Raw genomic sequence first — 12308 nt, 5'->3', positions numbered from 1 at the left:
GCGAACCTCATCGTCAAGCGCGCCGAGGGACGCGAGCGGCTCGTCCGCGCGAACCCCGAGATGATCGCCCGCGCCAGGGCGCTCCTCGCCCGATACGAAGAGCTGTGGCGGTCGCGCATCGCCCGACTCGACGACCTGCTGGCCGAGACGCCGGCTCGTCGTCCCGATACCCCCGACACCACCGATGATTCACGAACCGAAGAAGGAGACTGACATGCCCGTCACGGATGTCACCACCGATGCCGACAACCTCACCATGACGGTCGTCGCCGATTTCGCGGCGCCGATCGAGCGCGTCTGGGCCGCCTACAGCGACCCGCGTCAGCTCGAGCGCTTCTGGGGCCCTCCCGGATGGCCGGCGACCTTCACCGCCTGGGACCACACCGTCGGAGGCCGCGCGGTCTACACGATGAACGGCCCTCGCGGTGAGCGGTCGTCGGGCTCGTGGGAATTCCTCTCCATCGACGCCCCGCACGCCTTCGAAGTACTCGACTCGTTCGTCGACGAGAACGGTGCGCCTCTCGAGGACTTCCCCGCGCAGCGCATGTCGTTCGCTTTCGAATCGACCGCCGACGGCACACGCATGGTCACGACCAGCCACTTCGACTCGGTCGAGGCGATCGAGCAGGTCGTGTCGATGGGCCAGGTCGAGGGCATCACGATGGCGATGAGCCAGCTCGACGCCGTGCTGCAGGACCTGCGCGACTACGCACAGAGCAAGGGCACCCGGGTCGAACTGCTCGACGACACCCACGTGCGCATCACGCGTCTGGTCGAGGGCCCGCGCGAGCTGGTCTGGCGTGCGCACAATGACCCGGAGCTGATGAAGCAGTGGCTGCTCGGCCCCGACGGCTGGGAGATGACGGAGTGCACCGTCGCGACCGAGGTGGGGCAGACCTACCGCACGTCGTGGGCGCCCGTGGGCGACACCGAGGGGCAGCCGTTCGGCTTCGAGGGGGAGGCGCTGCTGATCGACGCTCCCCGCCGGTCGGTGCAGACCGAGCGGATGATCGGAATGCCGGTCGAGACGCTCAACGACCTGAACCTCTATGAGGAGGACGGGGCAACGCTCATCACGCTCCACATCGAGTACCCCGACAAGGAGACGCGCGACATGATCCTCGCCACCGGCATGGCCGACGGCATGGAGACCTCGTACGCACGACTCGAGCGGGAACTGCTCGCGGTCTGACTTTCACAACTCCGGAAGACCGGTCTGCTCCTGGAGGAGCGGCCGGTCTTCTGGCGTGACAGACGCGTATCTCCGGAGTTATGGAGCGGAGGGGTCGGTAGCCGCTGGCCGGCGGCGCGGAGAGCGCGTCGACCAGAGTGCCAGGACGATGAGCACCGGCTGGAAGAACAGCCGGACGAAGCGCTTCATGTCGGTGTCGAGCCCGAAGGCGTCGCGGTGCTCGACCCACTGCGCGATGTTGCCGGGGAAGACCGCGACGAAGAACAGGGCCGCGATGATGCCGACGAGTCCGCGGCGCTTGCGGGCGACCAGGAGCGCGGCTCCGAGGCCGATCTCGACGACGCCCGACGCGAGCACGGTGACATCCGGATCGAGGGGGACGAAGTCCGGCACCTGGGCCTGGAACTCCTCGCGGGCGAACGTCAGGTGAGAGACGCCGGCGAAGACGAGGGCGGATCCGAGGAAGATCCGGCCGATGGTGCGGGGGACGGTCGACATGGTGCGAGTGTACGCGGCGACTCACCGCAGCATCGACGCGAGCAGCCGACCTGCCTCCTCCCGTGAGAGGCGGGCGAAGATCGGCAGTGCGATGACATACCGGCCGAACACGAACCCGATGATGGCGGTGGCCATCCGTCGAGCGTGCGCCCGGCCGAGATCCTCGACCAGCGGTTCGTAGACCGAGGTCTCGATGTAGTCGCCGATCGTGGACGATTCCACCGTGGCTGACGCGAGCCGCCGGGCGAGGGCGGCGAGCCGGTCGCCGTGCTCGGGGTGCTCCCATACCGCGAGGATGCCGTGCGCGAGCCGGTCGACATCGATGCGTCCCCATTCGTCGCGCGACAGCGCGATGACGTCGTGCGGAGCCGCGTGCAATGCGATCGTGGCCGCCACCAGTCCCTCTCGAGAGCCGAAATGATAATTGACCAGTGTGTGGCTGACCCCGACTTCGGCGGCCAGCTCCCGCGACGAGAGTGAAGCGAGATCGCCCCTTTCTGCGTGCGCCTGCGCAGCGCTCAAGAGCCTCTGGCGCGCGGTCGAGTCACCGCGCGGCCGTCCCGATCGTTTATTGACCATCGTCGTATCGTGGCACTCCGCAGGCGGATGCTCTACCCATGGACACTCGAATCGACACCACCTGCGTCATCGTCGGCGGGGGCCCCGCCGGGCTCATGCTCGGTCTGCTGCTCGCCCGCCAGGGACACGACGTCACGGTGGTCGAGAAGCACGCCGACTTCCTCCGCGACTTCCGCGGCGACACGATCCATCCGTCGACGCAGCAGCTGCTCGCGGAACTGGGGCTGCTCGACGAGTTCCTCGCCACCCCGCACTCCGACATGAGCAGGGTGACGCTCAGCTGGCACGGCTCGGAGCTCACGCTCGCGGACTTCTCGCGTCTGCCCACCATGCGCAGAGTCATGTCGTTCATGCCGCAGTGGGACTTCCTCGACCTGCTCGTGGCAGCAGCGGCCAGGCATCCGGGGTTCCACCTGCTCCGCTCCACGCTCATCGACCAGGTCGTGCGCGACCAGGACCGTCGGATCGTCGGCGTCGCCGGATCCGGACCCGAGGGTGCGGTCGTCATCCGCGCGGCACTCGTCGTCGATGCCTCCGGTCGGGACTCCGTGCTCCGCGCGGCAGCCGGGCTCGTGCCCGTCGGCGTCGCCGCGGCCATGGACGTGCTCTGGTTCCGACTGCCGAAGGCCGCCTCCGAGACGTACCCCTTCGTGCAGGCCGGTGCGGGGATGATCATCACGATCGACCGCGAGGACTTCTTCCAGATCGCGCACGTCATTCCGGCGGGATCATGGACCGGATCCGAGGACGACGTCGTCCGGATGAAGGAGCGCATCCGGTCGATCTCCCCGCGGCTGGGCGAGGCCGCGACCGGACTGGACGCCGAGGACGTGCACCTGCTGCGCGTGCGGCTGGAGCGACTGCGCCGGTGGTGCACCGATGGGATGCTCTGCATCGGCGATTCCGCTCATGCGATGTCGCCCGCGGGAGGCGTCGGGATCAACCTGGCGATCCAGGATGCCGTGGCGACCGCTCGGATCCTGGGGCCTGTCCTCGGCAGGCGCGTGCCTCATCCCCGTGATCTGCGACGCGTGGAGCGGCGTCGCACCTGGCCGGTCCGGGTGACTCAGGCGGTGCAGCGCGCGCTGCAGAGACCGCTGCTGACGACGACCGAACCGGGGGCTCCCGTGCCGTTGCCGCTGCGGATGCTCCGCGACCATGCTGCGCTCACCCGCGTCACCGGACGCTTCGTCGGCCTCGGCGTGCGACCGGAGCGCGTGAGGTGACCCGGATCAGATGAGACGGCGGAGCGCTTCCTCGAGCGGGATGCCCTGGGCGTCGGCGCGGTCGGCGAGGCGGGCATGCTCATCTCCGGTCAGCATGATGCGCAGCTCGATCGGTGTCGCGGTCGGCTCGTCGTCGAGGCCTTCGAACAGGTCGGAGGCCTCGGCCCAGAGCGGCTCGGCGGCGGAGGATCCGGCTCGCGCGGCATCGGCCTCGACAGCATCGGCCCACGCGGCATGGTCATCGGACGGGGCGGGGGCGGCCGTCGTTCCCGCCGGCGCTCCCGCACTCGCACCGGCACCTGCACCTGCCGTGGTGGCACCGGCGCGACCGGCGGCCGCGGCGATCGGAGCGGATGCTGCCGCGGCCGCCCCGGCATCCGTCGCCATCGTGAACCCGGGACCCCGTCGGGGCTCCTGCTTCTGCTGATACGCCTTCGCCGCGGCATTGGCCCGCTCGTCGGCCGCCTCGTTGAGGGGGTGACCCGCGTGGCCCTTGACCCAGGAGAACTCGACATCGCGGCCTCGGATCGCCTCGTCGATGCCCTCGAGCAGGTCGCGGTTGAGCACGGGTCCGCCGTCGGACTTCCGCCACCCCTTGCGCTTCCATCCCGGCATCCACTTCGTCACCGAGTCGATCACGTAGCGGCTGTCGCACTCGATCAGCAGCTTCTCGGAGATGCCCGCCGTGGCCTGCAGCAGCTCGAGCACGGCACGCAGCTCGCCCTGGTTGTTCGTGCCGTGCGGCGAGCCGCCGGCCGCCCAGTTCGCGTCGTCGATGTACCAGGCCCAGCCGTTGGGGCCGGGGTTGCCCAGGGCGGAGCCGTCTGCGGCGGCGGTGATCGTCATCCTTCCACCGTAGCCGGGGCGGACGACGCCGCCGTGCGCGGGGCGGGTGAGGGTGCTGCGCACCACGTCCTCCCGCATCGGCCGACATTCTTTCGCATTTCGCGTCACGAAACGCCTCCGACGTGATCTCGATTGTGTCGACGCCGATGCGGATCGGCAGGGGAGGCGATCATGGTGCGTTCGGGTTCGTGTCGGACCGATCCGGGAGTGCCGCTCGAGATTCCGCGCGATCCCTGGCGAAGGCTCGGGGAACGCTTCGCCCCGGCCCGGGGAACTCGCGGCCCGACAGCGAGACGAGGAACCGCCGCGCTGGTGCTCTGGGCTCTGGTGACGGGTGTGCTCACGGGCGTCGTCGTGCTCACCGCATCTGCGCCCGCGGCCGCTGCCACGATCGAACGGGGAACGATCTACGGTCTCGACTGGACGGGCACGGGGTCTCGCTGGATCTGGTCGATCACCCCGACCGGCCGGAACGATCACCTCTTCGCTCTCACGCAGGTGGCCGCCCACCCGTGGAACTCGACCAACGCACTGGCGGTGAACGTGTCGGCCGATGAGTTCTACTTCGCGAGCCAGTCCGTGAACGCGACGTCGATTCCGATCTACCGGGTGGACGCGGCCGCGGAGACCACCCGATGGATCGCCGACATCCCGATGGGTCCGTTGACCGGGGTGAACAGCTCCGGCGCCTTCACCGGGGTGTACGACGCGAGCAGCGGCATCTACTACGTCGGGGTGCGATCCGGGAGCACCGGCTACGTCTACGGCTACGACCTGACGACGAGCACCGTGCTCGGTGTCGTCGCGACGATCCCCATACCCGCCGGGGACGACAACATCGCCGACTTCGCGATCGACTCGACCGGGCGGCTCTACTACGTCGCCGACGCGACGGACGGGTCGATGCCGCGGTCCCTGATCGTCACCGACCGGCGACTGCCCACCACCGGATCCTCGGTGCCGCCGGCGATGTCCGTCACGACGATCGCGAAGGGTGCGGACGCGCAACCCTCGACGGGTGCGATCGCCTTCGGAAGCGACGGGTATCTCTACGTGGGCGGATCCGCGAACGACCGCCTGGACCGGGTCGACCCGACGACCGGCGTCATCGCGGACACGTACAGCTACAGCGACACCTCTGCGACGATCGCCGACTATGCCTCCGACGTCATCCCGAACACGATCGAAGTCGTCAAGAACCTGCCGGACGGGCGCGCGTCCGCCACCGACCAGTTCGGCCTCCGCATCACCGGCGGCGGGGCGGACCTCGGCACCACCGGGACCACGACCGGCACCGAGAGCGGTCTGCAGAACCAGGCCCCGTCGGAGGTGGCGGGGCCCATCGTGAGCCTGGTCGGCACCACCTTCTCCATCGGGGAATCAGCAGCCGGATCGACGGATCCGGCGGACTACACGTCCTCGTGGTCGTGCGTGAACGCCAACGCGGACAACGCGAGCGTCGCATCGGGGACGGGGACCGGTGGGGAGGTCACCATGCCGGCCAGCGCCGGGACGGGCACCCGCCTGGTCTGCACGATCACGAACATCCCGGTCCGGAACGACCTCGTGGTCGAGAAGACGTCGACGGCCACGGCAGACACGCGCCCCGGTGATGAGGTCACGTACACGGTGCGGGCGACGAACCCTGGGCCCGCCGCGTACACGGCTGCGGACCCCGCTGTGGTCTTCGACGATCTGTCCGGCGTCCTCGACGATGCGACGTACGCCGCCGACGCCGATGCCGATCAGCCCGGCACGGTGTCGTACGCGGTGCCTCTCCTGTCCTGGACCGGGCCTCTCGCCGCAGGCTCGAGCGTCGAACTCACGTACACCGTCAGGGTGGATGCCGAAGGCGACGGCGATGTGCGGAACGTCGCCTGGCAGCCGACCGACCCGGAGACCCCGACCACGCCGGCCTGCGACCCGCCGACGAATGGAGCGGACCCCGCCACCGGTGAGCCCTGTGCCGTGGTGGAGTATCCGCTGCCGCGCCTGTCTGGGACGTTCACCGTTGAGAAGACCGCCAATCCGGGGTCGGCCCTTCCGGGCGACATCGTCACCTACACGGTCGCGGTGACCAACACCGGGCAGATCCCCTTCACCGATGAGGAGCCGGCATCGTTCTCCGACGACATGTCCCACGTCCTGGACGACGCGAGCTATAACGGCGATGTGTCCGTGGGGGGATCGCTGACCGGGTCCACGCTGACCTGGGCCGGTCCGCTCGACGTGGGCGAGGTGCTGCAGGTCACCTACTCCGTGACCGTCGACGACCCGATGACGGGTGACTCCTCCCTCCGCAACGTGGTCACTCCGTCGTCTCGGGGCGGGGAGTGCGCGGATGCCGGATGCGTCGCCGTCACCCCGATGGCCGGATACACCGTGCAGAAGGACGCCGATGTCGAGGACATTGGTCTCGGCGGAGTCGTCACCTACTCGGTGACCGTCACGAACGTGGGCAGCGTCGCATACACCGTCGCCCGCCCCGCCACGTTCGAGGACGACATGACCGGTGTGCTCGACGACGCCACCTACAACGACGACGCCACGGAGGGCGCGACGGTCTCGGGCGCGGGGGTGAGATGGGCCGGTCCGCTCGACATCGGCGAGACCGTCACCGTGACCTACTCGGTGACGGTGGATGCTCCGCCCGCCGGCGACCTCTCGCTGCGCAATGCGGTGATCGCGGACGGTCCCGGCGGCCGTTGCGTCACCGCGGACGGCTGCGAGACGGAGACGTCCGTGGCGGGTCGCGCCGAGGTCACGCCCGAGGGCTCCGGCGCGGACTGTCCGACGGGAGCGGACGGCCCCGACTGCGGGACGCCCGTGGTGGCGCCTCCGGGGTTGGCCATCACCGGAGGTGCGCTGTGGGTCGGCGGGGTCGCGGGCGCTGGCGCGCTGCTCGCTCTCGGCCTATGGCTCGTCGCCCGACGTCGGCGCGAGGATGCCGATCACGGTGAGACGCGAGCATCCGTGCGGTGAAGGTGCGGTCCGGGGCTCGGCGCGCGCGATCAGTCCTCGTCGCGTGCGGTCAGTCCTCGGCGTCGGGTTCGCGATTCTCGACCGAGAAGGCGTCGGGTGCCGGGGGAGCGACCGGGAAGACGATCGAGCTCACCGACGCCCCTGCGCCCAGGCCGAGGCCGAGGGTCAGCGGATCGACGGCCGGCGCGGTGTCGAGCACCTCCGACTCCGAGCGCTCCAGTGGCTCGGAGGGCAGCGCCCATTCGTTCTCTTGCTCTTCGGGTCGCTGCTGGAAAAGTCCCATGCGCCCATTCTCGCCCTCGACCGCGGCCGAGGCGACGATTCGCACCGGATCGATCGATTCGCGCAGGATCGATCGATTCGCGCAGGGGTCAGTCGACGCGGCGGAACGTGAAGTACCCCGAGACGGCCCCGTGGTTGACCACTCCGGTTCCGGTGCTCAGCATCCGCGCCGAGGTCGTGGCCCCTGACTCCACGAACGTGTAGCCGGTCTGCTCGAGTCTCCAGCCGACGCGTTCGACGTCGCTGAGGAAGTACCCGACGCTGTCGTCGCTCACGAATGCGTTGTCGGCGGACCCCCACGACGACGCCTCGCCGGTGAGGCGACTGACTTCCAGTTGCAGGTGCAGCAGGACGTCGCCTCGTCGGTGCGCATCACGCGCGAGCTGCAGCAGCCGGGCGGCCTCGTCGGTCGTCATCGGGGCGACTCCTCATCGTCGGTGTCTCTGGTGGCGGAGGCGGCACGCACGGCCTCGACGAGGTCGCGCCAGGGGCCGTCGAGGGCGGAATCGGGCAGTTCGCGCTCGCGCTCTTCCGAGGGCGTCCGCACGCGGATCACCCAGACGAAGCGGTCTGCGCCGGCGTCGGCATCCGCGTCGTCGTCCCACGGACAGCTCTCGATCATCGCGATCCAGCGGTGCGTCTGGGCAGGCTCGGGTTCGACCCGCCACTTGCGACGGATGCCGGCGATGCCGCCCGTGCGCACCACCGCGATGACGACCTGCTGCGGCTCAGTCGGTGGAGGGGACTCGCTCATCTCCATAGACTCCCACGGTCGTCCACGCGCGTCGAGCGGCCGCGGCGGTCGCGTCGTCGATCGCCGCCGCTGCGGCGACGGTGGCGTCGGCGAACTCCGTGAACGTCGCGGTGCTCGAGAGGCCGCCTGTGAGGGCGCGGTACCAGACCCTGCCCGCCGTCTCCCATGCGTTGCCGCCGAGGTCGATCGCGAAGAGGGCGAAGGCGCGGTTCGGGATGCCGGAGTTGATGTGCACGCCTCCGTTGTCCTCCGTGGTGCGCACGAACCCGCTCATGTGGGCGGGCTGCGGGTCTTTGCCGAGCTCGTCGTCGTCATAGGCGGTGCCCGGTTCGATCATCGACCGGAGCGCGCTGCCCTCGACGGCATCCGTGAAGATCTCGGCCCCGATGAGCCAGGTCGCGTCCGCTGCGGGCTGACCGAGCAGGTACTGCTCCGTCAGCGCTCCGAACACGTCGGCGATCGACTCGTTCAGCGCACCGGGCTGGCCCTGGTACTCGAGGTTCGCGGTGTACTGCACGACGCCGTGGGCGAGCTCGTGACCGATGACGGTGGTCGACGAGGTGAATCCGACGAACACCTCGCCGTCGCCGTCGCCGAAGACCATGCGCTCGCCGTCCCAGAAGGCGTTGTCGTAGTCGATGCCGTAGTGCACCGTGGCGTCGAGAGGTGCGCCGGCGTCGTTGAGCGAGTTGCGGCCGAAGGCGGCGAGCAGCATCTCGAACGTCGCGCCCAGCCCGTCGTAGGCCTCGTTGACCGATGCGTCGTCGACCGGCGCCTCATCTTCACTGCGGACGATCGCGCCGGGCAGGTTCTGCGTGTTGCCGGCGTCGCTGATCGTGCGGTTGGGGGCGTCGGAGAGCTGGGCCACCAGGTCGCCGTTCTCGTCGATCGAGAGGTCGATGCGCGCGCGGAACGGCGGTCTGCCCGCCGTCAGCGTCTGCCGCGCGGCGGCTGCGGCGCGAGGGTAGCGACCCGACTCGGCGAGGCGCGCGAGCAGGTAGGACGGGACGACTCCTGGGGCTGCGGTGTGGCTGCTCATGTTCAGACCCTACGCCGGGGATCGGACGTTCTCGCAAGGGCGGGGTCGATCGGATGCCGCCGCCGAGGGCGCGCCACCCACGGCGAAGTGCGCCCCGGAAGGCCGAATTCCCGGCATCCGGACTTCCCAAGCGCGGTCGGACTTCGCAGGCGCACGCGCATGGGGCGAAAGGCGGAGCGACCACGAACCGAAACACCCCGACTTGAGATTGAGAATCGTTCTCAATAGGGTGAAGTCTCGTGACCCCCTCCCTGCGCACCGGCCGCACGCTGCTGCTCGCCTCCTTGCTCACCGCCACGTTCATCGCGACGGCGTGCGCGGCATCCGACGCTCCGGCGCCCGCGTCGAGCGCTTCGGTTCCGCCGAACCACGGCATCGACGGCGGGGGAGCCGCAGAGGTCGCATCGCCGGCCCGCGCGGTGATCGCGGCCGACGAGCACGGCGACCTCACACTGCTCGACCTAGACACCGAACAGCGCTCGGAGCTCGCGACGGACGAGACGGCGACCGAGGATGCCGACGCGGCACCCGTTCCGGGCTCAGGGCGCTTCGCCCACCTGGTCCGCGTCGAGGAAGACCGCACGGTCGTCGAGGTGCTCGACTCGGGCCGCTGGACGGTTCCGCACGGCGACCACTCGCACTCGTTCCTCGGCGACCCCGGGCTGCTCGGCACGGTCGAGGGAAGCGGCGCCCCCGACGTCCGCGTCGGCGACACCGCCACGGCGATCCGCTTCGGGCGAGAGGTCGTGCTCGTCGATCACGAGAGGCTCGCCGAGATCGACGACGCCCCGCGCATCGATCTCACCATCGACCCGGCAGGCCCCGTCATCCCGTTCGCCGGGCACCTGCTGGCCGCCACCGGCGAGACGATCGACGTGTTCGACGACGCGGGCACAGCCACGGGGGTCGCCGCGCCCTGGCGTGAACGCGACCGATGTCGACCTCACGCGCGTCGGCGCCGTCTTCTCGTGCGACGCCGGAGCCGTGCTCATCACCCGCGAAGTCGGCGGAGCGCTCACCGCCGAGTCGATCCCCTACCCCGCGGGCGCCGCCGCGGCACCGGATCTCGCCGGTCGCGCGGACCGCCCCGACCTCGCAGGCGTCGCCGGAGACCGGGGTGCCTGGCTGCTCGACTCCCGAGCTCGCGAGTGGATGCTGCTCGCCACCGACACCCCACTGATCCGTGCCGGCGCGATCGGGGACGACGACAGCCGCAGCGTCGTGATCGCGGCAGACGGCACCGTGCGGGTGCTCGCCGCCGACGGCGCGGAACTCGCCCGAACCCCGCCGCTGCTGCAGGCATCCGTTTCCGATCCCATACTGCGCGATCAGGTGCAGCTCATCGTCGACGCCCGGCACGCCTACGTCTCCGACCCGGCCACCGGCGCCGTGCACGAGATCGACCACGGCGACGGGACCGTCGCCCGCACGTTCGACGACCTCGACGCCCGGTACATCCAGCTCGTCGGCTGACCCCTCGTCATCCCCTCGGCGGCATCCGTCGCGTCGCGCATCCCGCGCATCCATCCAGTAGAAGGAGAACCCCATGCATCGACCAGCCCGCAGCCGCCTCGCGGCCGGCACGATCGCCGCGCTCGCCGCGGTCGCGCTCGCCGGATGCGCGACCGCCGCCCCGACGGCCTCCGGCGAGAGCGACACTTCCGACGCTTCGCATGACGGTGACACCCGCGTCGCCATCGCGTACGACGGCGGCATCGTCGTGCTCGACGGCGACACCCTCGACACCGTCGCCTCGGCGCAGCTCGACGGGTTCCTGCGCGTCAATCCGGCCGGCGACCACGACGGCCACGTGTTCGTCACCGCATCCGACGGCTTCCACGTTCTCGACAGCGGCCTCGCCTCGGGGTCCGTCGAGTTCACGGGCGAGGTGTTCGACGCCGAAGCCCCCGGCCACGTCACCCCGCACGCAGGCCGCACCGCCCTGTTCGATGACGGCACGGGCCGGATCACGCTCTTCGACACGGACGCGGTCGGCACCGGCGCGCTGCCTGAATCTGAGACGGTCGAGTCGGAGCAGGCCCACCACGGCGTCGCGATCGAGCTCTCGGACAGGACACTCCTGTCGACGATCGGCACCGCGGAGTCTCGTAGCGGGGTCCGTCTGCTCGACGCCGGAACCGAGGTGGCTCGCAACGAGGAGTGCCCCGGCGTGCACGGAGAGGGCGCGCTGAAGGGCGAGACGATCGTGTTCGGCTGCGAGGACGGGGTGCTCGTCTTCGCGGACGGGGAGTTCACCAAGCTCGCCGCGCCCGATGCGTTCGGCCGATCGGGCAACGCCTACGTCACCGACACGAGCGCGATCGCCGCACTCGACTACAACGCCGACCCCGACGCGGAGGGCTACCTGCACTCTCAGCTCGCCCTCGTCGACACGGAGGCGCGGACCCTGTCGGTGGTCGACCTGCCCGACGGTGTCGAGTACACCTGGCGCGGGGTCGGTCGCGACGGTCATGACAACATCGTCGTCCTGGCATCCGACGGCACGCTGAACCTGCTCGATGAGACCGGCGCCGTCGTGGACTCGTGGGAGGTCATCGAACCGTGGGAGAGCCCCGCAGAATGGCAGGACCCGCACCCCGGTCTCCGCGTCGTGGGGGACATCGCCTACGTGACGGAGCCGGCGGAGAACCGCATCCTCGCCGTCGATCTGCACACCGGAGAGGTCTCGGCCGAGGCGACGCTCGACGTCGTGCCCGGCGAGTTCGTGGTGGTCGGCGCGGCCGGGCACTGACCGGCGCGAGGTACCTCTCCACAACTCCGGAGATCCACGTGGCTCTCGTTCCCCAATGTGCGCCGTTCCGGGGAGCGTGAACCCGGTGGTGCGCGCTGCTCCGGAGTTGTGGAGGTCCGGCCCCGGTGCCCTGCCCGCGTTCCCAGGAAGACACCCCG

Annotated in this window: 13 protein-coding genes and 2 pseudogenes; 6 read left to right on the top strand and 9 right to left on the bottom strand. The window is 70.1% G+C overall.

From position 1 onward, the window contains the following. Together ACESK8_RS01385 and ACESK8_RS01380 are read left to right on the top strand one after the other, a co-directional pair. Positions 1 to 213: pseudogene (locus ACESK8_RS01385) on the top strand (transcriptional regulator); the annotation flags it as partial. A 1-nt stretch (position 214) separates the two neighbouring features. Continuing rightward, the gene (locus ACESK8_RS01380) at positions 215 to 1192 is read left to right on the top strand and encodes an SRPBCC domain-containing protein (RefSeq protein WP_372966971.1); all 978 of its coding nucleotides are present in this window, start codon (positions 215 to 217) and stop codon (positions 1190 to 1192) included. 78 nt (positions 1193 to 1270) lie between these two features. On the opposite strand, the gene ACESK8_RS01375 is transcribed toward ACESK8_RS01380, so the two are convergent. From ACESK8_RS01375 to ACESK8_RS01365, 3 genes and pseudogenes are all read right to left on the bottom strand, one after another. After that, positions 1271 to 1690, bottom strand: coding sequence for a DoxX family membrane protein (locus ACESK8_RS01375; protein ID WP_372966970.1), 420 nt, complete (start codon positions 1688 to 1690; stop codon positions 1271 to 1273). 21 nt (positions 1691 to 1711) lie between these two features. After that, complete coding sequence (locus ACESK8_RS01370) at positions 1712 to 2086, bottom strand: hypothetical protein (RefSeq protein ID WP_372966982.1); 375 nt, start codon at positions 2084 to 2086, stop codon at positions 1712 to 1714. A gap of 3 nt (positions 2087 to 2089) precedes the next feature. Next, positions 2090 to 2269, bottom strand: a pseudogene (locus ACESK8_RS01365) (TetR/AcrR family transcriptional regulator); the annotation flags it as partial. 38 nt (positions 2270 to 2307) lie between these two features. On the opposite strand from ACESK8_RS01365, the gene ACESK8_RS01360 reads away from it, so the two are divergent. Continuing rightward, complete coding sequence (locus tag ACESK8_RS01360; protein WP_372966969.1) at positions 2308 to 3495, top strand: FAD-dependent monooxygenase; 1188 nt, start codon at positions 2308 to 2310, stop codon at positions 3493 to 3495. A gap of 6 nt (positions 3496 to 3501) precedes the next feature. Here ACESK8_RS01360 and ACESK8_RS01355 read toward each other — a convergent pair whose 3' ends face one another. Next, positions 3502 to 4341, bottom strand: coding sequence for a ribonuclease H (locus ACESK8_RS01355; RefSeq protein ID WP_372966981.1), 840 nt, complete (start codon positions 4339 to 4341; stop codon positions 3502 to 3504). Between the two features lie 312 nt (positions 4342 to 4653). Between ACESK8_RS01355 and ACESK8_RS01350 the strand changes: the two genes are divergently transcribed. Continuing rightward, positions 4654 to 7323: a hypothetical protein gene (locus ACESK8_RS01350; protein WP_372966968.1), complete on the top strand. Its 2670-nt coding sequence runs from the start codon at positions 4654 to 4656 to the stop codon at positions 7321 to 7323. A 49-nt stretch (positions 7324 to 7372) separates the two neighbouring features. Here ACESK8_RS01350 and ACESK8_RS01345 read toward each other — a convergent pair whose 3' ends face one another. The 5 genes from ACESK8_RS01345 to ACESK8_RS01325 all read right to left on the bottom strand — a co-directional run bounded on the left by ACESK8_RS01345 (position 7373) and on the right by ACESK8_RS01325 (position 10345). After that, positions 7373 to 7606, bottom strand: coding sequence for a hypothetical protein (locus tag ACESK8_RS01345; protein ID WP_372966967.1), 234 nt, complete (start codon positions 7604 to 7606; stop codon positions 7373 to 7375). 88 nt (positions 7607 to 7694) lie between these two features. Further along, on the bottom strand, positions 7695 to 8021 hold the full coding sequence (locus tag ACESK8_RS01340; RefSeq protein WP_372966966.1) for a hypothetical protein: 327 nt from the start codon (positions 8019 to 8021) through the stop codon (positions 7695 to 7697). Next, complete coding sequence (locus tag ACESK8_RS01335; protein ID WP_372966965.1) at positions 8018 to 8359, bottom strand: protealysin inhibitor emfourin; 342 nt, start codon at positions 8357 to 8359, stop codon at positions 8018 to 8020. Before ACESK8_RS01335 ends, ACESK8_RS01340 begins: the two co-directional genes overlap by 4 nt. After that, a complete protein-coding gene (locus ACESK8_RS01330; RefSeq protein ID WP_372966964.1) occupies positions 8334 to 9398 on the bottom strand; it encodes a M4 family metallopeptidase in 1065 nt (354 codons plus the stop codon). Before ACESK8_RS01330 ends, ACESK8_RS01335 begins: the two co-directional genes overlap by 26 nt. A 539-nt stretch (positions 9399 to 9937) precedes the next feature. Beyond that, entirely contained in the window at positions 9938 to 10345 is a 408-nt protein-coding gene (locus tag ACESK8_RS01325) for a hypothetical protein (RefSeq protein ID WP_372966963.1), read from the bottom strand. Here ACESK8_RS01325 and ACESK8_RS01320 point away from each other — a divergent pair. After that, on the top strand, positions 10320 to 10871 hold the full coding sequence (locus tag ACESK8_RS01320; RefSeq protein WP_372966962.1) for a hypothetical protein: 552 nt from the start codon (positions 10320 to 10322) through the stop codon (positions 10869 to 10871). The two genes, ACESK8_RS01325 and ACESK8_RS01320, sit on opposite strands and share 26 nt — an antisense overlap. A 73-nt stretch (positions 10872 to 10944) precedes the next feature. Further along, the gene (locus ACESK8_RS01315; RefSeq protein WP_372966961.1) at positions 10945 to 12150 is read left to right on the top strand and encodes a hypothetical protein; all 1206 of its coding nucleotides are present in this window, start codon (positions 10945 to 10947) and stop codon (positions 12148 to 12150) included. The last annotated feature ends 158 nt before the right edge of the window (positions 12151 to 12308 follow it).

The organism is Microbacterium sp. (assembly GCF_041641055.1).
Lineage (GTDB): Bacteria > Actinomycetota > Actinomycetes > Actinomycetales > Microbacteriaceae > Microbacterium.
The sequence above is the reverse complement of the archived record's forward strand: the minus strand, read 5'-3'. Positions and strand labels throughout refer to the sequence as shown.